This is a genomic window from Noviherbaspirillum soli (assembly GCF_015352955.1).
In the GTDB taxonomy this organism is placed as follows: domain Bacteria; phylum Pseudomonadota; class Gammaproteobacteria; order Burkholderiales; family Burkholderiaceae_D; genus Noviherbaspirillum_A; species Noviherbaspirillum_A soli.
Map to the genome: position 1 here is coordinate 1 of NZ_JACYOX010000050.1, position 23862 is coordinate 23862.

General features: G+C 55.0%; 18 protein-coding genes and 1 pseudogene. 6 read left to right on the forward strand and 13 right to left on the reverse strand.

The annotated features are described in order from the left end of the window. Window positions 1-307 precede the first annotated feature (307 nt). From IGW04_RS23110 to IGW04_RS23125, 4 genes are all read right to left on the reverse strand, one after another. Window positions 308-850, reverse strand: coding sequence for a hypothetical protein (locus IGW04_RS23110; protein ID WP_194715460.1), 543 nt, complete (start codon window positions 848-850; stop codon window positions 308-310). 345 nt (window positions 851-1195) lie between these two features. After that, on the reverse strand, window positions 1196-1675 hold the full coding sequence (locus IGW04_RS23115) for a hypothetical protein (protein ID WP_194715461.1): 480 nt from the start codon (window positions 1673-1675) through the stop codon (window positions 1196-1198). Between the two features lie 12 nt (window positions 1676-1687). Beyond that, complete coding sequence (locus IGW04_RS23120; RefSeq protein ID WP_194715462.1) at window positions 1688-1963, reverse strand: hypothetical protein; 276 nt, start codon at window positions 1961-1963, stop codon at window positions 1688-1690. A 172-nt stretch (window positions 1964-2135) separates the two neighbouring features. Then, window positions 2136-3512 (reverse strand): DUF1173 family protein, encoded by a 1377-nt coding sequence (locus tag IGW04_RS23125; protein WP_194715463.1) that lies wholly within the window; start codon window positions 3510-3512, stop codon window positions 2136-2138. Between the two features lie 163 nt (window positions 3513-3675). Between IGW04_RS23125 and IGW04_RS23130 the strand changes: the two genes are divergently transcribed. Together IGW04_RS23130 and IGW04_RS23135 are read left to right on the forward strand one after the other, a co-directional pair. After that, the gene (locus tag IGW04_RS23130) at window positions 3676-4764 is read left to right on the forward strand and encodes a hypothetical protein (protein ID WP_194715464.1); all 1089 of its coding nucleotides are present in this window, start codon (window positions 3676-3678) and stop codon (window positions 4762-4764) included. Window positions 4765-4840: 76 nt separating this feature from the next. Beyond that, the gene (locus tag IGW04_RS23135) at window positions 4841-5125 is read left to right on the forward strand and encodes an HU family DNA-binding protein (protein ID WP_194715465.1); all 285 of its coding nucleotides are present in this window, start codon (window positions 4841-4843) and stop codon (window positions 5123-5125) included. Window positions 5126-5203: 78 nt separating this feature from the next. On the opposite strand, the gene IGW04_RS23140 is transcribed toward IGW04_RS23135, so the two are convergent. The 5 genes from IGW04_RS23140 to IGW04_RS23160 all read right to left on the reverse strand — a co-directional run bounded on the left by IGW04_RS23140 (window position 5204) and on the right by IGW04_RS23160 (window position 11974). Next, a complete protein-coding gene (locus IGW04_RS23140) occupies window positions 5204-6655 on the reverse strand; it encodes a putative bifunctional diguanylate cyclase/phosphodiesterase (RefSeq protein WP_194715466.1) in 1452 nt (483 codons plus the stop codon). 226 nt (window positions 6656-6881) lie between these two features. Beyond that, on the reverse strand, window positions 6882-7370 hold the full coding sequence (locus tag IGW04_RS23145; RefSeq protein ID WP_194715467.1) for a hypothetical protein: 489 nt from the start codon (window positions 7368-7370) through the stop codon (window positions 6882-6884). Between the two features lie 321 nt (window positions 7371-7691). Beyond that, complete coding sequence (locus IGW04_RS23150; protein WP_228527342.1) at window positions 7692-8834, reverse strand: RNA-guided endonuclease InsQ/TnpB family protein; 1143 nt, start codon at window positions 8832-8834, stop codon at window positions 7692-7694. 164 nt (window positions 8835-8998) lie between these two features. Then, a complete protein-coding gene (locus tag IGW04_RS23155) occupies window positions 8999-9967 on the reverse strand; it encodes a hypothetical protein (protein ID WP_194715468.1) in 969 nt (322 codons plus the stop codon). Window positions 9968-10477: 510 nt separating this feature from the next. Beyond that, a complete protein-coding gene (locus IGW04_RS23160) occupies window positions 10478-11974 on the reverse strand; it encodes a replication initiation protein (protein WP_194715469.1) in 1497 nt (498 codons plus the stop codon). A 1614-nt stretch (window positions 11975-13588) separates the two neighbouring features. Here IGW04_RS23160 and IGW04_RS23165 point away from each other — a divergent pair. Continuing rightward, entirely contained in the window at window positions 13589-14788 is a 1200-nt protein-coding gene (locus tag IGW04_RS23165; protein ID WP_194715470.1) for a ParA family protein, read from the forward strand. A gap of 10 nt (window positions 14789-14798) precedes the next feature. Then, window positions 14799-15773: a ParB/RepB/Spo0J family partition protein gene (locus IGW04_RS23170; protein ID WP_194715471.1), complete on the forward strand. Its 975-nt coding sequence runs from the start codon at window positions 14799-14801 to the stop codon at window positions 15771-15773. Between the two features lie 375 nt (window positions 15774-16148). On the opposite strand, the gene IGW04_RS26280 is transcribed toward IGW04_RS23170, so the two are convergent. The 3 genes from IGW04_RS26280 to IGW04_RS23180 form a co-directional block, all read right to left on the reverse strand. Then, window positions 16149-16523 (reverse strand): zinc ribbon domain-containing protein, encoded by a 375-nt coding sequence (locus IGW04_RS26280; RefSeq protein WP_407672177.1) that lies wholly within the window; start codon window positions 16521-16523, stop codon window positions 16149-16151. Next, complete coding sequence (locus IGW04_RS25940; protein ID WP_228527343.1) at window positions 16520-17050, reverse strand: transposase; 531 nt, start codon at window positions 17048-17050, stop codon at window positions 16520-16522. Before IGW04_RS25940 ends, IGW04_RS26280 begins: the two co-directional genes overlap by 4 nt. A 1997-nt stretch (window positions 17051-19047) precedes the next feature. Then, window positions 19048-21012 carry a phage integrase family protein gene (locus tag IGW04_RS23180; RefSeq protein WP_194715472.1) on the reverse strand — a complete coding sequence of 655 codons (1965 nt, stop codon included), beginning with the start codon at window positions 21010-21012 and terminating at the stop codon, window positions 19048-19050. A 600-nt stretch (window positions 21013-21612) separates the two neighbouring features. Between IGW04_RS23180 and IGW04_RS26285 the strand changes: the two genes are divergently transcribed. Next, on the forward strand, window positions 21613-21972 hold the full coding sequence (locus IGW04_RS26285) for a transposase family protein (protein WP_407672178.1): 360 nt from the start codon (window positions 21613-21615) through the stop codon (window positions 21970-21972). Between the two features lie 231 nt (window positions 21973-22203). Here the strand turns inward: IGW04_RS26285 and IGW04_RS23190 are convergent, their stop codons facing one another. Continuing rightward, window positions 22204-23646 carry an ISKra4 family transposase gene (locus tag IGW04_RS23190; RefSeq protein WP_194715474.1) on the reverse strand — a complete coding sequence of 481 codons (1443 nt, stop codon included), beginning with the start codon at window positions 23644-23646 and terminating at the stop codon, window positions 22204-22206. Window positions 23647-23733: 87 nt separating this feature from the next. Here IGW04_RS23190 and IGW04_RS26305 point away from each other — a divergent pair. Continuing rightward, window positions 23734-23862, forward strand: a pseudogene (locus IGW04_RS26305) (IS256 family transposase); the annotation flags it as partial.

Sequence of the window (23862 nt, forward strand, 5' to 3'; positions counted from 1 at the left end):
GATGCCGGTGATCGGCAGAGGAGTAAAACTGGAGTGAGTTGGCATCGCTGGTGTCCACTGATATTGGTGGACACTAGTCTGACCATCTTTACCTTGGCCCGATAGGTGCCTGATATTGCGCGCTTACAATTGTCTTGCAAAGTCACTTTATTCTCCTTGGGTAGTGGATTCCTGGCGCGCAGGGTTCGTTAATAACCAGGTATGGCCCACATCGGAACGGAAGAGATCCAGCAATGAAAAAACCCTCTTTCCTGTTCAGGAGAGAGGGCTGGGTTTGCGGTTTTGGGGAAAGGCTCCCCGATGAAGTTCAGGAGCTTAAATCTCTTGCACAATAGCTTTTGACCATTGAGCCCGTGGAGTCAAACAGACGTATCCAGATATCTTCCATCGTCCGGGGAAGCGTGTCTCCATTTCTATCCATGATGGACAGGTAGGAATCGTCCGGATTGACAAGAATGTTCGCCAGCTCGCCCCTGCCCACGTTCGCCGGCGTGAACTCGAATGCATCGAGAAGCCGCTCCGGATCGGCTGCCGGATGATGCCTTATGTCGTCGACCACGCAATCAAAGACAAAAGAAAGAGGCTGCACACCGTCGCTTACCTGAGCCTCGAAGCCAAGATTGTGAATTCGCATAAGTTTGGCATGATACTCAGACAGGCCGTAGCGGTCAGGCATCTCAAAACGGCCGCAGTCGGATTCGAACGGATTGTGGATTGCGGTTCCGTTACAGGCAAAAAGGATCGCATGGCGGCCTTTTCCTTCTACGATGTACGGCTCCCGTCGCCATTCCTTATTGGGATAAGTGTGGCCTAGCAACGCGAACAGTTTCGAGGTTTTCATTTTTTTCATATTAGATTGTCGTTCCTTGTTAAGCCGGACAGCCACCTTGGTGCACTGGTGGCGTTGTTAAAGGTGATTACAGATGATATGGCTGGAAAAGCAGCCGTTCTTGGTTGTCGTGCTGAAGGAGATGCGCCACAGCGATTGAGAATCCACACCATAAGGGCACCACTAGATGTCCACAGATTTTGTGGATAAACGGCCTGCTGCGGTATACGGTTGCGTAGTAAGTCTCTGATCGATAAGGCAAACTTCGACTGCCCAATTTATAGGCAGCCACATGCGCCGACGGCAAACGAAAATGCCCTCATCTCGATGAACTGAGAGAGGGCATGGATGGAAAACAGTGCTCAGCTATACCGCAAGCTGCATTTGTTCGGAAGTTGCTGCCGGAGTGGCTTGAAGCGACCAACCCATTTCAGCAAACGCTTGCCTGATGTGCTGGCTCCGCGATCTGTGAGCCAGTTTTCTGAGGCCATTGAGCACCTGGGCGCTGTCACCCATTTCGAAAATCGTATCGAACTCGCGTTCGCCGAATTCAAAAACTGTGAAGAAAGCATAGCCAGGATTGCCCAAGCCGGCTTCGAAGATTCTTCGGGCACAGTCAATACGATGCTGAAGGCCTTCCGGACCGGCGAGGAAGATGCGGCGACTGTAGTAATACAACCAGCAGCCCAGAGCAAAATGCTTCTCTGCAGCTGCTCGCTCACTTCGAAGGTCCCATGCATCCAGTGTGGTGTTTCTGCGCTTAGCCGTCCCGGGGATATCGCGTGTATCTGCACGCAACCTCGCCAGTTCGGCTTTACTCAAGGGCGGGTACTTTTCCTTTGTCATGATCGATCGCCTTTACGCGCGACGGGCGGTCATTCTTGCTCGCGGCCTGCGACCTCCCGGCCAGACCATGTACAGATCATGCACGGCGACATAGCCGTGATACTCGTCCTTGCCATCACGAACCAAAAAACCTGGCATTGAAGGGTTGGGGCGAGGAACAAGTTCCTTAATTTCGATATCGTAGAGCTCCGGGTTGACGAAGCCGGCTCGGATATAGCGGTCAGGCCGGCTTTTTCTAGTGATGAAGAGGATGGACCGGCGTTTCATTGGCTTCTGTTGCGATTTCATGTTGTTCTCCTGAGGAAGAGTTGTGGCGTATGCCATTTACTTGCTCAGGGAAATGCTTAACAGCAGACGACAATCGCCTGATGGCTTCTGGGGAGGCGTACTAATGAAAAAGCCCTCTGAAAGAGGGCCGGTGTAAGCAGATAGCAGCTACTGCAAGGCGTTGCGAGACCGATCAAATGAAGACGCCGCTGTACGGATCTGCCGGGCTGGTCGTGGGCGGATTGGTCTCGACTGAACCATCTGGTTGTAGAGGCTTGGCCGCCGCTTCTTCAACCTGCCTGGGTTTCGTTCTCCGCCGCGGCGGAAAGTCAGGCATGTGCATCGGTGAGTTTCGGAGATTCCATGCCCACCAGCTGTCGACGCCAAAACCATTCGAGAAGTAGCGTTGCCGGAAGTCGGCGAAGCCATGCGGCACTGGGCCGGCCGTATCGACGATTTCCATGGGCATCACCGCTGTCTCCTCGCAATCATGCAGGATCATGCACGGGAAAAGCACGGAAGGATCGGCGTCGAATACCAGCGGCTTGGTGAACGAGCGCCCTTCTTTCCTGAGTTTTGCCAACAATGCACGCTCGGAATCGTTCGCGTAAGGAATCCAGTCATCGGTTACAGGCATGAGCGCCAAGCTGAATACTTGGCAGGACCAGGAAGAATTCTCTTTTTCGTCCTTTCGCTTGAACGGGTAAGGATGCGCAAGCGCAGCAGCAACGACACAGTCGCCGCGGCGCCAGGCTTCGAGGGCATAGGGGAAGTCTTCCAGCGTCTTTTCCCATGGCTGGCCATGCTTGGCCATCCAAATTTTGGAAAATATCTGTCTGTCCGCGAGTGGCAGGGCTTCGGACAGGTCCATCCCCTCCCGCCACCGGGCAAGAGGAGAGATGAGCAGGACGCGGGACCGGCCTTCGACAGCCGCTTCGATCTTTTTGAGCGTGTTTCGGCTCCATGCAAATGCCGTGCGCTGGCCAAGGCAATCACGGCCGCTTCGATCAAGGCGGATTTTACCCGCCGCCTTATCCAGAAAATGGCTTACCAGCCGCGGCTTGCGGGTGCCTTCCATTCTCGGATGCCAGACGTTCATCTGCGCCACATGCCAAACAAGCTGAAGCAAACCATACAAGGTCAGGCCGGCATCGCGCACTTGGATCGGCACCTGGCGCAGCGCGGGTTCCCGCCCCGCCTGGATCGACGGGTCGGACAAAGCCAGCCCGACAGGCCTGTTGAGCCTCACACCGCCGCTCTCGATATCCTCAATCGCATCCCTGCCATATGCCTGCATGCCACTGCGGTCATGGGACCAAGAATGGTAGACACAGTCGGCGGCATGCTCCGGTCCCGACTGGCCATATCGAGCCAGTCCATAGCGATTCGTGTATTTCTTCGGCGCCAGCAGCTTCTGGCCACGCCCCATACAGCAACAGCGCACGCTGAGCTTGTTCTCATGGGCGTGCGACAGCACTTTTTCCCAAGCTGCCGAATACTGTGATTCGGTCTGGAATGCAGCAGAATAGTTTCGACCATCAATCGAAACGGAATACACCTTGGAAGTCATGGCCCTTAGCCGTCCTAAGTCGTTCGGTAGCAGAACCGCCCTGCTTCCGAAATCAGCGTCTAGTCTAAAATAAAGATGGCGGCACGCTAACAGATATTGATAAATGCATGTATTAGAATTATAATTATTTGTATTGTATATCATAATTCGAAGCGGAGAACACATGACTTTCAATGCCATCACCTATCAGCAGTCGATTCGCGCACTTTCCCTGCCCGTGCCTGACTCGCACACCCTGTTCGACATCTTTGACATCGAGGGGGATTCCATCGTCAAGGCCGTCGACGCGTTCAAGGCAGGCAACGAAAGGGCAAAGAATTACCTGAAGGGGATTCTGTATGCCGTCACACCGGCGACCAAGGAGCGGCTTGCCCGTCGCGGCCTCATCGTGCCCGGCATGGGGGTGCTGATCTCAATCGGCCGGCATGAGGGCCCGGATTTTTCCGTCAAGCTCAAGGCATGGGACGAGAGTGGTCAGGACAACTGCGATGAAGCTCGCTATGTTCGCCTGACGCTGGCGCGGTATCTGGAAAAGGCGTCCAGGAGTGGCGCGGCTCCCGTGGCGGCATTCCCGGCCAGCGCTCCAGCGGCGCCGGCCGGCCCTGGATCACCGGCACAAGCACGGCCAGCCTTGACCATGCCGCCAGCGAGCCAAGCCGTACCCGCTACCAGTAGGCAGGTAGAACAACCTCGTGCACAACAGCGCGCGGAGGCACTTCAGCAGGCCGAACCGCCTGCCTCGGATATCCCCTGGCCAGAAAGCGAAAGCGAGTCGGGGTCAGGGCCGGATGGCGAGCGCTACAAATCATTCCATGTCTATGGCGGCAGATTCGCAGCCTGCTTTTCCGAGGATACAACGCAACGCGGAATCCACACGATCCGCGTGGAAGCGACGGAGGCCAGTGGCCAGCGCACCTATAATTGGAAAAACAAGGTGGCTATCCAGCTATCGCAGCGTGAACTGCCGCTCATGCTTGCGACGCTGATGCTCTGGACCAGCAAATTCGAAGCCAAGGGCCATGGCCAGAACAATGAAAAGTGGATGACGCTGGAAGCGCAGCCAGGCAAGCTGTATCTCTCCGTGCAAAGCAAGGGAACGGGTGCGCGCGGCGTGGCGATCGCGCCGGGGGACGCCTATCCGATTACGACAATGATTGTCAAACAGATGCTGGCGAATGACCCCTTTCTGACTGCCGACCTGGTGTTCAAGCTGGCGAAAAAGCAGATCGAAATCATGCAGCAAGGCGTATAGCAGGGGAAGTCCGGCGCCCCCTTGCTAAACTCTGGTCGCCGCAACTTTGTTTAATGAAGACAGGAAGGATAATAGCGTGAAGAAAACTGAAGTCATCGAAGCGATCGCTGAGCAGACCGGTGTATCGCGGGCGCAGGCGAAAGAAGGCATGGAGATGCTGATCGGTTTCATCCAGACCGGCTTGCGCAAGGAAGGCCGGTTCGCGGTTTCCGGGCTCGGTACGTTCTCGGTTGGCAAGCGTGCCGCCCGGACCGGCCGCAACCCGGCAACCGGGGAAAAACTAAAGATTAAGGCAATGAAAACAGCCAAATTTCGCGCAGCGCCCGACCTGAAAGCCGCTGCGGCCAAATTTAAGGGCTAAGGTACTTCTTCTGAACGGTTATGGTGGGCGGGGCATCCCCGCCCATTTTTTATTGACCGTAACGCTTGTCCCGGCAGCCTACAGCGCGGCAGCGGAAACGGGGCGCCCGATCAGAAAACCCTGAAGATAGTCGCAGCCCATGGTCTCCAGCAGCGTCGCCTGTCCCTGGGTTTCGACGCCTTCCGCCACCATAGCTACATTCAGGCTTTTTCCGATGCCGATGATTGCCTGGACTAGTGCGCGCGACTGAGCGTCGCACTCAATCTCTGCAATGAAGGAACGGTCGATCTTGATGCACTGGATCTGATACCGCGTCAGGTAGCTCAGAGATGAATAGCCTGTGCCAAAATCATCCAGCGCGACCCTGACGCCCATCTCTGTCAAGCGGCGTATGTTTGCGCTGGTGATGGCATCCTCTTCGACCATCAATCGCTCTGTCAATTCAATCGCCAATAACGCAGGCGGAAGGTCTGCTGCATCCATGGCGGCCTGGACATCGTCACAGAAGCGCGGGCTGGCCAGCTGCAGCGGCGATGCGTTGACGCTTACAACGATAGGGGTCGTGCGCGTCTGTTGCCAGTGGCTTGCCTGCCTGCAGGCCGCATGCAAGACCCAGCGACCGATATCCAGTATTAACCCAGATGCTTCTGCCACAGGGATGAACCGATCCGGCGCGATCTTCTCCTTCTGACCATTCGTCCAACGCAGCAAGGTTTCAACGATGCTGGTTTCAGTTGACCCGGCCCGTATGATTGGCTGGAACATGAGCGAAAATTCGTTGTTTTCCAGGGCTTGCCGCAGTCGACCTTCGATCAGCAGACTGTCAGTAGCATCAGCCGCCATCTCTTTGATGAAATGGCGAAATCCCTGGCCGCCCATCTTCTTGGTTTCGTACATCGCTGTGTGCGCATATTGGATGAGTTGGCCAGCATCCGTGCCATCCTGAGGAAAGCGAGCGATTCCCAAGCTGGCGGTAACCGACACCCTCAACTCTTTAAAGTGATGCGGGAAAGCCAGTTCTGTAACGATCTGCTCGGCCAACACGTTCAGAGCTGCCTCATCTCGCTTGCCATGGACCACCAGAACAAATTCATCCCCGCCGAAGCGGCCGGCTAGCCCATCCTGCTCCGTAACGAAGCGATGTAGCCGACGCGCCGCTGCATGAAGCAAGTTGTCGCCTGTCTCATGGCCGAAGCACTTGTTTATCCTCCGAAAATTGTCGAGATCGACAAAGACGACTGCACATTCGGCGGCACCATTTGCGATCATCTCGGTTAGTACGTTGTGGACCTGAATCCGATCAGGGAGGCCCGTGACCTGGTCAAAATGGGAGGTTGCACCCCGCCCTGGGACGTTATCGATAATGGCGAGAAGGGTGGAAGAGAGGCCGGGAAGCTGAGGACGCGGAAGCGTCCTGCCCGCTTTATGAGCAGCCGGTAGGTTTGCGACCGCAGAGAAAGGAATTGCCCCAAAGTGCAAATTCGCTGGCTCTTTGCGAACCAGGTCAACCTGTTGCGCTACCTTACCCATGGTGCCTTCCCTTATGCATTGACGCCTGATGCGTTCCTGAACGGATTATGAAACATGATAATACAATTATATATTAAATATATTGTCTCTGTATTGCAATTTTAAGTTATTGGGAAACACAGGGGAAACGGCAGCGCGGGAGGATGGGGAGGCGCTCTGACATGCGCCGGTGTCAGAGAAAGAGAGCCCCGCGGTAGCGCGGGGTCGGTTAGGTTAAGACAGGCAGTTAGACGAAATCGAAGTCAGGTGCTTCGACGCCAGTTCGCGCCGCCGATTGCTGCTCCCTTGCTGGCGGTGCGCTTTGGGTGGTTGCACCGGTCGATGGAGCATGGGTCGTGGTGTTGCCGCTGTTCGTCTTTTCCGAGATGGCCAGAGACAGATACGGCTTGCCGGAACCATTCGCGGTTTTTTTCCAGGCTGCCAAACGCAGTTCGCGTTCGAAGCCGAAGGTACCTGCGTAGGCCGGCAGCTTGTCGTTGGTTGATTCCTTCTCCTTGAACAAGGCTGCGGAAATGCCTCCGATGCTCAGGGAATAGAACTTCTTGCCGTCTTTATCCTTCAGCCATGCGGAGGCTTCCAGACGAAGTTTTTTGCCATCCTTCTTGTCGTCAAGCGAGAACTCCACGAAGCCTTCCAGGACAGGTTTGCCTTGAGCCGGATTGGTGACGGGGAACAGCGAGCCAATTGCGTTTTTGAGAATGAGAGCGATAGTCATGATTGGGTTCTAAGTTGATTTGCGTTGAGAAAAGACCAGGCGGTTTTGCGATTCACCTGGTAACCGGTTATGACCCACATCGGTTTATAACTTCCCATTGCAAACTGACGGGAGCCAGGCGACGCAGATAATACCGCAACATTTAATACATTCTCAATGGAGATTGCAGTTCAGTGTTGTAGATTTTTTTAATACACCCGCAAAGTTTGAAGTGCCATCACGACGAATTTGAATTGACCATCCCGGCGATTTATCGAGTCCTGACGAGTTCGACGTCTCTAAGAGGAAAGGTGAGACTTTTCGTTGACATCTTCGCCGTCCTCAGCCCTGACGGGCTGCCGCTTGCACGGTAAGGACGGGCATTCCTCCTGCGAGACGACCATGCCCGGCCGCGAGAATGTTTGTGGCAGCGTTGACGTCACGAGCGTGTGTCGTTCCGCACTCACTGCAAGTCCATTCTCTTATTCCAAGATCTTCCAGGCCTTCGGGGCCAGTGCGCTTTTTACAGCAGCTACAGGTCTGGGTTGAATAGGCTTCGTTGACCACATCGAACCACACGCTTGCGTTATCGCATTTGTACTGTAGCATGGTCCGGAATGCGCTCCAGCCCGCGTCCAGAACCGATTTGGCTTGGTTCGTTTTCGCAAGAGCTGTGGCATTCACGTTGCCAATGAAGATCGCACCATAGCTGTTGGCGAACTTGGTGCTGAGTTTGTGATGAAAATCTTTACGACGGTTCGCAATCTTGGCATGGATGGCCTTGACGCGATGCTTCTTGTTTGCGCGCTGAGCAACGGCTAGTTGCTCTTCCAACTCACGATAGTGCTTTCGCGCTTCGATGACGGCGCCATCGCTGGTGGCTGCGAAGTCCCTGAGGCCCAGATCAATGCCAACCGAATCATGAAATAGCGGCAGTTGCTTCATCAGTTTCTGCTTGGGCGTGGCGCACACGTTGATGTACCAGCGGCCGCGTGCATCTTCGGAAATGTTGCCCGGGCCAAGGTCATAGTCTTTCAGGCCATGACTATCCCAAAGCGACAGCCAGACTTTCCCGTACCGGATCTGGCCGCTGGCATAGGTGATGCCTGAGGCTTTGAAGGGAATCCAGCCAAGCGACCGCCTCGCGCCATTGCTCTTGCGCCATGCCAGCTTGACCTTCTTGTGCTGCTTGCGCCGCGTCGCGTATTCGGCAGCGATCGCTTGAATTGTCTGTGAGTGGAGCTGCAGGCCTTCCTTGGAAGCCCCGTTGGTGTACTTCTGCAGATCATAGCCACTCATGAAGCGGTGCTCGCGCTGAAAGACCTTATACGACAATTCGTTACAGTAGTTCCAAACCTGATTCGTTTCAAAGGCCAGTGCGCGTAGGTACTTTACGTGCTTGTCCTTGATGCGCTGACGCAGCGTCAGAACGCTATTGCGTTCGCCCTTTGCCTCGGCCGTATCGGGTTTGTTTTGCGATGCCATGGGCTGTGATTTTATACAGCAGTTAGCTCAATATCAACTGCGATGGAAGCCTTCGGCTTCCGCGCTGTCAATCCCCGGCATGAATGCATGAATGCCGGGGCCTTTCGCGCAAAATCTTGGTAAATCGGGCTTGGATTTTAGTCGGATAGCCAGTTTCGCCATGCTCACTCGTTTGTAAACGCCCGGGCCGCTGCCATGACGGCGTCCACTTTGCCTTTTGCCAGCGCTTCAAGGGGCGTCTTGTTCCCGAGCGAGATCCGCGGCGACATGAAGAAGTCCCACTTGGCCGCACCAGGCAGGTCGCCAAGCACTTTGGATACGGCTTCAAGTATCTTCCGGTCTTGCCTCGGGTCGCTGAAGAAGGCCGGATACACCAGCTCGCCGGATGGGCCCTGCAACGCAAACACGCGCCTGGCTTTGCGCGCATAGTGCAAGCCCTGTGGCGTCATCTTGAGCCGTGCGGCCAGCGTCGTACCGGGCACGAGCAGGCCGTCTTCCATGTCGCGCGCGCGTTGCGCCGTTTCCTGCAGCTCCAGGTTGGCCATGAATTCGCGGGTGGACATTGGCGCATCCTCAGCAGAGACCGTCCGGGCGTGGCGCGTCTCCTCAGATGGCAGGTCTTTGGCGACTGCTTCGAGGCCGAGCCGCATATCCTGGAGCAGAGGCCCCCGCTTCTCTTCCGGCACACCCTGCACAATCAATGCGTAGGCGTGCATGAAATCGTCCGCCGACCATTCCGCAGTGGTTAGCCCCTCCGACGCCGGCATCGCATGGGCGAGAATTCTTTTGGTAAGCATTTCTGCGCCTGCGGCGATCTGGCCCATACCGGCGTACAGCACACGGCCACTGGATTCCCGCTGGATCACATTGGCCAAGTGGTCCTCTTTCTCCGTCGACTGTATTTCCGTGCGATGGAGGAATGCCTGCATGAACAGTGTCCAGTACTGTTCATGCAGCGCTTGCCCTGCCTGACGGCCTTCGGACGGCGTACCTGAACCACGCTTGATACCGTGCTTGACTGTCGTTACAGCGGCATTGCGTCTTGTTGCCTTATTCCGCGCCACAGTCGTGGAGAGCGAGACGGCTTTATGAGTGCGGGTCGGCTTTGACTTCGATTCGGATGAATGCGCCATGGCAAAGCTCCTTGAGACTGAAACATCAGTATAAGATCATGATCAAGCAAATCAAGTAAATAAAGCAAACCAGTTCATAAAATCCACCTAGATTGCATTTACGCAATAAAGCGCCCTGTAATCACGCCCCATTGGCTACGTAACTATGCGGTTTCCTTTTTTAACCAGCCAAGCTGACAGTAGAACGGAGGAAGAGGGAAATGACAACGTAGAATGGTGAGCTTTTTTGTGAACTCATTTGCGCATCGTAATGCAACCGCACAAGCAGGTCGCACCTGTAGCCCTGGTCAGTCGCAGTTGCATGCCTTGCTTGCGATAAACATCGTCAGAGCGTGGTCTGCTCCTGTCAGCATCGGCAAACAGGCACTGTGATCTGCCTTGGGACTGGCAGCTTGAAGATAATTGTGGTCCTCAAAGCCCATCCGGGCCGTGCATGCGCCATCCCTAGTTCACCCATATCCGTAGGCCGTATCATGGACTACGAATATGGGTAATGTCGCACCAAGCCGGTCATTCCGGGATCAAGCCGACACGGGCTACGAAGGCCAGAAATGCGGATGACACCAACGGGTGGCTAATGTCGACCGTAGACGATTTGAGCCGCTTCGACCGGATTACGGCCAAGCTGATCTCATCTTTCAAAAACAGTCCCCAGATGTCGAGCTGCTTGTCTTCGGGCACCGACGGCCACCAGTCCTTGAACCGGTCGAGTGCGCTACGACGGTTATCAGACGCCAGTTTCACGATCTCGGCTTCCTGCGACGCTTGCCGCTTCTTTTCGCGGTGCGCTGCGAGCTCGGTCTTCTCGGACGAGGTGAGAAAATACTTGTCTTCCGTGTCATTCAACGCATTGACCACCAGGCTCAATCCCTTGCGCACCCGCTTCTTCTTCAAGATATAGCGGAAGTACAGTACATCGGTGACTTCTTCAATGCGCTTTAAGCGGTGGTTCCTAGTCAACTCCCGGATCTGCGGGCCACTGATGCCGAGTTCTTCGCGCAGGATAGTGAATCGTTCAAGATCAAGATTGCCTTCAGTATTCACCGACAGCTGGTTCTTCGCATTTTCACGGATCAGGAAATTAATGGCGACAATCTTGCGCCCATGCGTGATGTACTTGGGCGTTGCACAGTAATCGCTGACCTCTTCAAGTTCAGCCAAAGCCGGCACGATCACCCGGGCGGACAAGCGCTTGAATTCCTGATACTCGTTGTCTTCAATGCCCATGCGCTCGCGGAATTCCTGTAGCGGCATCTCGCCCGTTTCGTGTTTCCACAGGTTTTCTCGCAACAGCTCGTACATCGCGTGGGCATACTTGCTGCGAAAGCGCGCGTTCATGCGCAGGGACACGTGGTAATACCGCTCCGGTGCGCTGTTGAGCTTTTTCAGCAAGGGCGGAATCTTGTAGTACAGCGTCTTGCCATCGATCATCACGTCCTGCAGGATCTGCGTCGAGAACCAGCGCCCGTTACTGGAAATCTGCATCAGCGACTGCTGCATCTCTTCCACCGATTCTTTCAGATAGCTGGTGTCGTTGTGATTGTGCTCGACCGACCAGCTAAGGTAGTCCAGGGACACGGAGAAAATATCCTGGCTGGTCATGTGCGGTCTGGCGACAAACAGCAGCGTGTTATGGATCTGGCGCTGCAGGAGCTTCAGCGGCCGTACATAGCGCACGCGCTCACTGCTTTTCTTTAGCAGCAGTTCTTCGTCGATATGGATGATTGACGTACCTTCATCGAACAAGTCACGGCTGCGCTGAAAGAAATGCTGGGCTTCTTTTTCGTTGGTTAGGTAAAACCGTGCCAAATCTTCCGACGACAGTGCCTCCGCCAGCGCTTGCTGGTCTTCTTCCGTCAGGATCGGGGCTTCGACGCCCGCTACCATCGCCTTGGCGCCCCCGGCGGTACGCCGTCTGGGTTTTTTCGGCGCAAAGACGTCTGGCGCGACCAGATCGAAAGATGCCACTTCCGACGCGACTTCTGAAGCAGTTTTGTTGGCTTTCAAACGTGACGCGTTTTTGGTGTCCATAGCAAAAAAAATAATAATAGCTAGCAACACTATGGTTTGATTAGACTACAGTGTCAATTGCCATCTGTAGTCTAATGACCCATCTGTGAGCACGGGTTCGCCCACGAACGTAGTCCATGCGCCGGGCGCAGAAAAAAGTGTCGTATCTCTGCCTTATGAAAGTTTGCCGACTTAGGACGATAGGGTTCCCCATAAACGTAGTCCATGGATGCCAAAAAATATTTTTTTGGCGCGCAGTGAAACCGCAACACGTTCGGCAGTTGCTTTCTGACTCACAATGCTTGACCAAAAGGCTTGATTTACACTCGCAGCCCCCATAAACGTAGGCTTTACGGCAGATAGGGATGAGTTATCCACAGAAAGATGGATGGTCTACGCCCATGGGTGTAGACCATTCCCCATAAATGGTGTCCTATCGCCCCATAACCGTAGGCCTTGGATTACCCAGGGTTGTAGTCTTTGGCGCTTGAAGCCCCCATTTGTGGGAGGCGAACTTCCCACAAATGTAGTCCTTTACCTCAAAAAAGCGCTTTGAATCAGCGAGTTACAGCACGTTAACGATTAGATTAGATTTTTTTACTTAAAAGAATCGATTCTCATGCATACGGATATGCAAAAACCGACGCTGGCTAACAATACAGACGAATCGGCGAGCGTTAAAAACCGCCCACTTCTGTAGTCCATAGGACGCATGAAGTCCTCCGTCATGATCGTGGCAGTAAATAAACACATTGACACCAACACTTGCAATAGGCCCCATATATGTAGTCCTTAGAGAATAGCTTTTTAAATCAAAGGGTTAATAAGAGAAGAAGGCCGTACAATGAGATACGCCCGTATTAAAGCGTCATGAAAAACAGATGCTATCGAGACCCAAAGAGATAAAACCGACAAGCAACCCGGCCATGGCAATGCGTGCCGGCAGCGTAACAAAAGCCCCATCTGCAGTGCGTAACTCGTTGTTTATCTAAGAAGTAAAGGGCTATGGACTACAAATGTGGGCGATATTGGCCAACGCAGAAAGCTGGGAATGTCCTGTGCCTGGGAAGTCAGCAGTTTGGCACCATGGGCTTATCCTCCCGATCCGGGTATAGCCTACGTTTGTGGTGATCATCCAGAGGTAGGATTGGTAAAGGGCCAAGGATGGCAGCCCGTGTGACGACCACTTTTTGTGCTTGGTTCTCACTCGTAAAGGTGGACGGTCGTACAACCGGGTGGATAGGATGCACAGTCCTGCGAGTGTACGGACGGGAATAGCGACCTCATTTCCTTGGCAGTACAGACTCGACGTCGATCGTGTTGACTAGGTAACGCGGCGCAGCTGGCTCGTGAGTTCACGGCCAAGATGCACATGGAAAGCACACGGACGCGCTAAAAATGAGGAGGTGCATGCCCTCGGCTACTCATGCGGCCATCACCTACCATAGCGGGATATACTGAACGAATAAAATATTCATACCGATTCTGGCTTAAAACACGTTTTCGGTTGTATTATGGCGAAAATGTAGACAACACTTGCGTTGTTGACATGCTATCTGGGCGGCATTCGTGCCGCCTATTTATTGTCGCCTACGACTATGGAGCAAGCGAATGAAATTGGATTTGGCCCCTACGCGGCCTCGCGGCGTTGACGCGGACGAATTGATCGCGTTATCGGAGCGTTCAGGAAAAATGCTGCAGAAAATCCGCGATTCGATGCTCCAGCCTTTTCCGCGCAAGCAATCTCCCATTTATCCAAGCAACAAAGTTCAGGCACTATGCGGCATTGATAAAACCAAGATGAACTACCTGCTCAAGCGCGGTGAGCTCCCGCTGGGGAAGCAGGAAGCCCCGGGCCGCATGCGGTATTTCACGCTGGCTGAAACGATGCAATGGGTCAAAAAAACGGTCGAGATTCCCGTTCGCGCTCCCGGTCAAAAAGGCAAGATCATCACGGTGGGCAACTTCAAAGGCGGCGTCACCAAAACGACGACGTCCATGATGCTGGCACAAGGACTGACACTGCGGCGCTGCCGGAAAGTGTTGATCATTGACCTGGATCCGCAAGGGTCGACCACGACCTTCTTCGGCATCAATCCGCATGCAGAAATCGACCCCGAGCAAACGGTGTTGCCCTTGATTGACGGCTCCGTTGCCGATTTGCGTGCCGCGCCGATGAAGACGTATTGGGACAATCTCGACTTGATCCCCTCGTCGACGGACTTGTTCAACGCCGAGTTCATGCTGCCGGCACAAGTCCATCAGGGCGATGCGAATTTCCAGTTCTGGCGCGTGCTGCGTGCCGGCCTGGAACCGCTGCTCGATGAATACGACTACATCATCATCGACACGGCGCCAACGTTATCCTATCTGACCATTAATGCCTTGTTTGCGGCAGATTCCATTATCGTGCCGGTGGTACCAGACGCCTTGTCATTTGCCTCGATGGTGCAGTTCTGGTCACTGTTTTCGGATTTGATCGGGGGCTTAAAGTCGAACAAGAATGCCAAGGAATCGAAGCAGTTCGACTATATCGATATTCTCATTACACGCATACCAAAGAAGCCGACGGCCGAGCTCGTCAAGGAATGGATCATCAAAACCTACCGGGACCATGTGCTGCAGGTGGAGATTCCCGAAACGCCGCTGGCCATGAATACGTCGGCCGAGTTTTGCACCGTCTATGACATGCCAAGCTATGACGGCAGCACGGATGCTTATCGTCGCATCGCGGAACCCTACGACAAGCTCGTGGATATTATCGATAACAAGACCTGCACGCTGTGGGAACTGCAGCCGGCGCTGATTTAAGGGAAAAAACATGTCCATTGCTGAACGACAAGCCGCCAAGGCCAAAACGATCAATCTCGACGACGACTTAGATACGCCCTCCCCTGCCCCCACAAGAACTGGTCCGCGGACCGCACCGGGCCAACTGATGGACTTGCAGGGTCGTTATGTGGAAGCGACAGACCGGATCAAAGAACTTGAAGCCCAGCTGGCAACCGGTCAGGCGCTCGAAATCCCGCTGGACCAGCTTCACGAAGTACCCGGCCGCAAACGCAAACTGACCGATGAACAGTTTTCTGAATTGGTCGAGAACCTGCGCAAGAACCCGTTAGTACAAGCCATTACCGTGCGTCCGCGCGCCAAAGGCGGGTTCGAAATTGTCTCGGGCAATAACCGGACGGCTGCCTACCGCAAACTTGGTCGCGACAAAATCATGGCGGTGGGACTGCAAGCCACGGACGAGCAAGTCGACCTGAGCGCGTTTTATGCCAACCTGCTGCAGCCTTCGCTGCCGGACTATGAAAAGTATCTGGGCTTTAAGCGTCGACAGGAAAAGGCAGGCAAAACACAGCGCGAGCTGGCGGACGAAGCGGGCATCCCTGAGAGCACTGTTTCATCCTTGTTCAGCTTCGACAAGTTGCCCGACGAAGCAAAAGCCCACTTGGATGTGAAGCCGCAGATCCTGGGCTATCACGCTGCCATCAAGCTCGCGCAAGCCGCTGCCTCCGGCAACGCCGATCTTGTCATCGAAGCAGTGCAAATACTGGCGACCAACAGCCGGTTCACGCAAGCCCAGGCAATCGCTCATGCAACGAAAAAACGGGAAGCGGTGGCTGCCCGGCCTGCCCCGCTGGTGGTAAAAGATGGAAAGACGGTGGTATGCAAAATCGAAGCACGCGGCACGCGCCTGCTGGTCGATTTTGGCAATGCGGAATTGACGGCTGCCTGGGCCAAGCGTTTTGCCGATTACGTGAAGCAGGAAACGACAAAGAACCACGGTGCTTAAGCACCCTTCCCCGCTCTGAACACGGTAAGGCATTTGGGTGAGGTGCCTGGGCCTTTGGTGCGCACCTAGTAAGGCTCGACACGAAGGCCAATCCGGAATGCGAATGCGGCAGTCCGTGTTGCGCCCTCCAAGGCTAGCCTATTTGGGCAAGCATCATTAAGCGACGTTGGAACTTTATAAGCCAAAGTGGATAACATCCCGGCTGTCGGCATTGTAGTGAATCTGCAAGTACTGTATATCTATACAGTACTTGCAGATATCGCTATAACTTAATACTGATGCACGCGCAGAATGGCATCCTGGGTTGCCGGGCCAGTTCTTGGTCGCCCACAGTTTATCCGTCACATCCCAAATAGAGTATCAAGACTTTCGAGACTATTTACGTCGTGTCCTCGCGTTTTTCCACCAACTAGTTTTTTCATTGAATAGCCAAATAGAAGTGCTCACCGCCCTCCCCTTCCTGCCTCGGGCGCAACGATAGATCCGATTGATATCTTCACCGCCCTCAGCCCAAAGGGCTGCCGCATGAGCGGGAAAGGCGGTGATTCCTACCGCTAGACGGCGATGTCCCGCCGCGAGAATGTTTCTGGCAGCATTGATGTCACGGTGCTGTACCGTGCCACAGTGCCCATAGAACCACGCTCTTATTCGCAGACCTCCCCGCCCTTTCGGGCCAGTGCGCTCCTGGCAGCCACTACAGGTCTGGGTGATACGCTTCATTGACTTCCTCGAACCACACGCCTGCGTCATCGCAATTGAACTGCAGCGTGGTCCGGAATGCACTCTAGCTCGAGTCCAGAACCGATTTGGCCTGGGTCGTTTTCGCAAGGGGTGAGGGGCTTCACGTTGCCACCGAAGATGGCACCATAGGCTTGCACAAGCCGGGCGCCGAGTTTTTGCTGGAAGTCTTTCCTCCGATGGGCGATCTTTGCATGGATCGTCTTGATCTCGTCGTTCTTGTTGGCGCGCTGAGCAATGGCCAGCGTTTTTTCCAGCGCGCGATAGAACAGCCGTGCCTCAACGACGGTGCTGTCGCTCGCGGCCGCGAATTCCCTCAGGCCCAGATCGATGCCAATAGACTCGTTGAACAGCGCCAGTTGCCGCATCGGCTTGTGCTTCGGCGTGGCGTAGATGGTGATGGTCCAGCGGACACGGGCTCCTTCGCTCATGCTGCCCAGGCTATGGTGGTAATTCTTTAGACCGTAGCTGTCCCAAAACGACAACCAGACCTTGCCATACCGGATCTGGCAATGGGCATAGGCATTGCCAGAGGCCATGACGGGAATCCAGCCAAGCGAGCGCGTTGCGCTGTCGCTTTTGCGCTAGGCCAATTTCACTTTCTTGCACTGCTTGCGCCGGTCGCCTATTCGGCGGTAATGGCCTGAATCGTTTGCAAATGCAAGCGCACCTTTCCTTGGGGGTGCCATTGGTGTACTTCTGCAAGTCGTAGCCGTTGGGAAGCGGCGCTCGCGCTGGAGACCTTAAACAAAAGGCCGTTGACATCGTTCTAGACCAGATTCGACTCGCAGGCCAGCTCGCGCAAATAGGTCACGTGCTTTTCCTTGATGCCGCCAAGCGTAGCGTACGAACGCCGTCGCGTTCCTCATTCGCGTCGCCTACTGTGGACTTGGACCAAGTTGCCATAGAAGATAATTTTATCCAGCAGTTATTGGACCTTCAACTGGAAAATAGAAGGCCTCGACTTCCGGGCTATCCATCGCCGGCGGAATGCCGTGGCCTTTCGCCGAGGCCTTTCGCACATAACCTTAGTAAGGTGAGGCCTGATACGGACCTCCAAAGGCGTAAGGACGAACTGGACTGGGCAGTATGGGCAGCCCCATGTTTTCTACGGTATAGCGCCTTGATACACAGTGTGGAGTTCTTTAAAATCAATCACTTACAAAAAACCCGCGATTCGCTTTTGCTCTTAACCATAACAGGGCAAAGGAGCACGGTAACAAAAGGTATAAATCTATTAACTTTTTGTCGTGCGTCTAAATAGAGAACTTAAAAACCTTCAATTGGGCGATTTTTTTATTCGCCTCCGCCTTGCAGCCTGATACACAGTGTGGATTTCTTTAAAATCAGACACTTGCAGAGAGCCTGATTAACGCCGTTGGGGTCATATTCTCGGTCCGTTGTCCTTTTAGACATCCAATCTACTGCTTTCAGCGCTTGGAGCGACACTCCCGGTCGGTCCAAATGGTCCTTGGACGGAGCATTTTCTAGTACGCAACGACCGCTCGTCTCACTGGCTGCATCGCTCTGTTATCCTAATCCCATGGATGCATGCATAGTCATTACCCATGTCCAGAATAGGACCGCAGCCTAAAACGCCGTGGGCAGAGACACTTACAGGGGCGTGTCCGCTGCAGAGGAGGGCAGCACAGTGGAGTTAATCTGCAAAACCCGCTGTGCGGGTATGCTGCTACAAAGCCACCACGGAGGTCTCCCGCCAAATCGGGGTCAAGGATAACCACAATCCCCGGTCAGAAGTGGTGACCACCGACCCAAAGCGCTCAGCATCCAGACCATTCATAAAGCGGCGTGCGTAGCCCGGAAAGATGATGGCGATGGCAATTTAAAAACCGTATGGCCGCCCTCATCGGCCCGGGTCGTATAGCCGTGACCGCCGCACAGACGGCGAACCGTCCAGTATTTTTGAACGGGCTTCATGCTCGGGCAGCGGTATGCGGCAGACAGAATCTACACCAGACGTGGGCGGTTTTTTACCACCTTTTGCAGAGGCGGTGGGTTGACGAAACACTGCGCGGATCGTAGCAAGCAGCGTGCTGACTTGGGAAAAGGGAAGGGGGCAGTTGGTTGTGACGACGCGGCAGTAAGCTGGCATTCAGACACGTTCCATGAAATTTATCCCGAGCCGGACGCCATGGGGCTGTTGCCTTATCCTGCGCCACACCGCCATGGCCCTTGCCAGTTTGCCGAGGACACCGAGATTTTTGTTCAACGGAGTGACACTGTCCAGTCTTGACTTCAGTCCCACGTCGCGATTGCGACCACCATCTTTTTAAGAAACCGTTTTAGTGAAAATTCGCACAGTCACAGCGTTCTCTACAAGCTTTTGGCACGTCGACGTCCGAGATCTGCGCAGGTGATTGCCACCTGCCGGCCAGTGAACGCCAAGTGCCAAGGCTCTTCATAAAGCCTTGGCCATTTTCACCCTTTGGATCGCGTCGCAGCAGGACCGGAAGGGGAGGGCCGCACCATCCGTAACAAACAGCTTTTTGTTGTTTACTGGGAGGAAGGGCGGTAGTTAAAAGGTGGCCAGCTCGCCCAGCATTTCCACTTCTCGACTGCGCTTGTCTTTCTCCGTTGTGACATAGACCGAGGTGGTGCTGAGCGAGCGGTGGCCGAGCAGATCCCGGATTGTCTCAAGCGTCATCCCATTGTGAATGCCGTGCGTTGCAAAGGTATGCCGCAACCAGTGCGTTGATGCGCTTCGCAGCTTCTGGGCGGCATCGCGATCGGATTCCATCACCGATGCCGCCACGCCCCGGAAAAAATCCTTCAGGACCCGGTAGAGCCGGGAGGCAGACAAGGGCTCGTCGGCAGATCCAAGCGGGTCAGCGGAGGGTAGGGCGGCAATCAGCGGAATGTCAGAGGGAACGTCGCTCCACGCTGCATGCCCGCGGCTTTCCAGGTAGCGCCGTATTTCGCCCACCACTTGCGGGTTGAGTTGCACAGTCCTCAGCATTTCCCCTTTGCCGTTCACCACGATTTCCCAATGTAAGTCGTCCTCGCCGGCCCGGGTAAAGGACCGCAGATCTGACCGTCGCAACGACACTAGTTCGGACAGGCGGCAACCGCTGCTGTAGGCGAGCGCCAGGATGAAGCGCAGGCGGTAATATCGTTGGTCATGGGGCAGGGTAGAGAGATGCTGTTTGACCAGCTTCCACTCTGCGACTGTTAGCGCGCGAGACGAATCGATGTGGTTGGTCGGGCGCTTAGCCAGGTGGGGAAGGGCGCGGAAGGGATTGTTATGCAGATAATTTTGCTCCGAAAGCCACTGAAGCATGCTTTGGAGAATGACCAGCGCAGTTTTTTGCGAGCTCCCCGAGAGCGGCCCTTCGAAAGGCCGCCACAGGGCAGAGTGGCGCTCGGTACCTCTTGGCCCCATCCAATGTTGCTGCGGGATGCGATAAGACGCTGCCCAAGTTTCCGCCGTTTGCCGCCCAAGATTCCAGACGAAATCCCGATACGCAATACAGTCTTCGACCGTCAGGGAACTAAGCGGCTTCCCCCTTTCAAGAATGGACCACAGCAGGAAGCGCTCTGCCTCCTTGCGGTAAGCGCGATGGGTGTGGCCGCCCGGCTTGTAGCGGGCCAGCCAGGTATAAATGGCTTCCAGATCATTTCGCGCAGAGAGTGAAGATCGTTCGCCCCGGTTGCTGCCAAACGCCCCATTTAGGTCATGCGGCACCAGAAAATTTTCGAGCGGGACGATTGCGGTCTGCATAGGTGCCGGCGCCAGCATGGCAGGCGTTAGATCCTTGCGCGGCACAATACCACGCACTGCCAGACGCATGCCAAGGGACTCCACGGTTTCCGGCAGCATCAGCCAGTCGACGATTTGCTGAGCCGCCTTGATTCCAAGCCGGGGCACCTTGGAGTACCAACGAAAGCCCCGGGAATTGATGGCGGTCACGAGTACTCCCAGCGTCGGAATGTTGGCGTCAATGAGACGACGGGCGATGGCAGGATCGAGCCAGCCATCGACCTTGTCATCTGGGCCCGGGCTGGCATCGGTGAGCGCTTCCAATCGGTGCAGGATCGCGAGTTGCTTGCTGCGCAGCCGGTTGTTGCGCTGGGTCCGACGCAGCGCGCGCTTGTCGGTCGTCCCGTACTCGTCGTTGAACAAGTCAATCAGCTCTTGTTCCGAAAACATGTCATGCGGATCGCGCTCCTCGCGAAACTCATCCAGGCTCGGCGTCGCGGACGCATAGGTCACCCGCAGGGCTTCGGGTTCCACACGCAGCACCTTGGCGCTGGACGCGTGTCCGCTGCGCTTGGCTGTCACCATCAACTGGTCCCGAATCCATCTGACCATGGATCGCACGACCCGCAGATCGATCTCGCCATCGTCACTAGGGGTCGTTTCGAGATAGCGGCGGGCGAGGGTGCGCAAGTCCAGTCCATCCAGGTACCCGCGATAAAACGCCAAATGATTTCGGCCCAGATGGATGAGCACCGTGCCGCGCTCAATCCATGCGGCTGGCATCTATCCGCCCTCTATTAAGTCCTTGATTCGTAACGATCATATCGTTCTTATGGGCAATTCCGAGTCAGCATCAATTTCATTACGCCATTTTATCATTCTAAAATCGCTAGATTGATAATACCGGTTATCAGTCGCGCATTTATGGTTTTGCGATCCCGAAAAGGGTTTCTCAAGCCCACGAGTTACACACAAGCTGCTATTCAAAAAGCAAGGCCTTTACTTAACAGCTATTTGTCGCTGACAGATCAGGGAAGCGTCCACAAAGGTGAGCTTTTACGTGAACTGTTTAGGCATATAGAAAACATGCAGCCTTCTTCACAGCGTGCGCCCGGCACCTACACGGTGACGCTCTCGTACGATTGAGCACGCGAGGGCGTAACCAGGAATGGGGGGAAGGCTAGTTCTTGTCCAAGAACGGGATTCGGGAAATCTTCCTGTCCAGTTAGATGAGCGTCAATGCCGCTCATGATTTGTTGCTTACGCACTTTATGTGACGCTCCAGCAGCGCACCGATAAGGAAACGGACACGATCTAACGTTTTTTGTACCGGAGGCCGCTATGTCGACCACGCCGTCACCAAAGATCCTCACACTTCCCGGCATGTCCGTGCATTCATGGCAGTTGGACAACGGTGTACTGACAATCGGTCTTCAGTGCCAGTGCCGTAACGCACCTTGCCCGGGTTGCGGTGTGTTCAGTACCTGTGTGCAGGGCTGGTACCATCGGCAGATCCAGAATCTGCCCTGCCAAGGCTATCGTGTCCGCGTGCACGTCGACGTGCGACGCTTCCGCTGCATTACATCACCAGCGCCGCAGAAATCGCCTGCAGGCAGTGCACGCGCAGGTCGGTGTGGCAACTGCGGCGCATGCTACATCGCGCTGCTGCCTTCGCAGTCGCTGTGGCGGCCACTCGGCCAGAAGGCGCGCACGGCGATGACGCGCACGCGGCTGAACTGCTGACCATCCAAAGAGGGGGCATGGTCTCTGGTACGCGCCCGATTCCAGAGTAGAGACCGGCAAATTAGCGAGGTCGTGCGGTGACACATTTACCTGCCAAAATACGCAAGTCGTTGAAAATATTGAGAAAGTTGCCGCGCTGTTCCGGCTTGGCCGCGAAGTGACAGAATTACCCTCTCAATGGTTACACTTTTACCTTCCAATACGAGAGAGCAGTCAAAACCGGAGGCACAGCTAGGCTACGCATTGGCAATGATCGTCATTCTTTTTTTCTGTGAATGTTCGCCGTCGACCAGGCATGTCGCGCATTTTCAGCTCGCCGTTGAGCACTGCTACCCGAACCTGAACCAGAAGGTGTGCCCCCTTATTCGTCCAACGCATCTGCCGCTTCTTCGCACAACGCAAGCTGACGACTTCATTGACGGCTGATTCGGCGATGCTGCTGCTGATCGGCATGCCGCGCTGATAACGCCATCCATAGTTGACCAGATATTGGGCATTGGATTGGAGGTACCAATACGTCCCGCGCAGATTCCACCAAAGCGCCCTACACGCTGGGTCCTCTGGCGCGAGACCAATCATGTCATGGAGGCTTTTCAGTCGTTCGACTGCTTCGGAACCTTTGCCATGCCAGGTCAGCCATTTCGCCGACGCGATTTCGTCTTGTACTGAGCGACCGTTGGGTGCCAACAGATCAGGAACCTTTTGCGCCGATTGTTCGATTGCGCGAAATTTCATCGCGATGTGAAACCAGTCCAGAATCCGGGTCAACGGCCTTTGGGATCCGTCGACCGCTTTTTCAAATTCGCCTGCGCCGTCGGAGACGATGGTGATCTTTTGGTCCTGCGCAGCGCCTTGTTCTGAGAGAAAATGGTCAAGGCGTGTCGCTGCCGACGTCACTTCCCGGTTGACGTAGCCATACACTTTGCAGCTGCCATCGCCACGGACCGCCCGGCCGGCGATGATGTTCACGTGCCGCCCAGTGGACGGCAGCTTCTTCGACGGAAAATACTGCGCAAGTTTGGCTTCGTCCTGTTCCTGTCGTGACGTGCGGTGGCGCAACCATGCGGAATCCACCGCCAGGGCGACAATCTTGACCTTGCTATCTGCAGGTGGATAGGCACGTTCACCGCGAATGGCCCTTTCGGTTGCGTCGTCCAGTTCTTGACCGACCGCCCATACGCAGTTTCTGAGTCCAGAGATGGAGATCGCCCGATCGACCGGCAAAGTCTCTTTCAAGAGCGCCGTGGCGACTGCATACGGCAGGTGCGCCGCCCACTTGACCTGAAGGTATTCCAGTTCCGGACTGAGGCGTCCCCGTAGCGCTGCCGCAAGCGGGCTAAATGACTTGCTGCCTGTGTTTTGGCTGCACTTGCAGACACGCAGCTGAGGGCTGTCGATGGTCATCTTGCCAAAAACCGTTCGATATCGGATGGTATGCTTGGCTTTGATCGACAAAGCTGCGCCGCACTGCAGACAATGTCTGGAAGCGGTCACGAAATCGTGCGCTTGTGCGTTGACCAAAGCGCGCTGCGCTTCGTACACCAGACTTTTGCCTTCAGCCAAGCTCAACCCCACCTGTTTCAGTTCACCATCAGCGCGTTCAAATTCAGCCAATCGGATTGGTACACTACCGCCAGTATTGTTTTCAAGTCGTGCCTCAATGACCATCCGCATGACTGTCTCCATTATTGTTCTTAAAACAATAAATGTACCGCCAAATTTGACTGAACGGTTGCCTCCGGTTTTGACTGCTCTCCTCTACGGCAGTGGGACCGGCGGGACCTGAGCGCTGCCCGCTATGTGTACTGGTGGGCCGACGGCATCCATACCGGCGTGCGGAGCGAAGGCGGCGATGGGCAATGCCTGCTGGTGATTGTGGGCGTCACACCG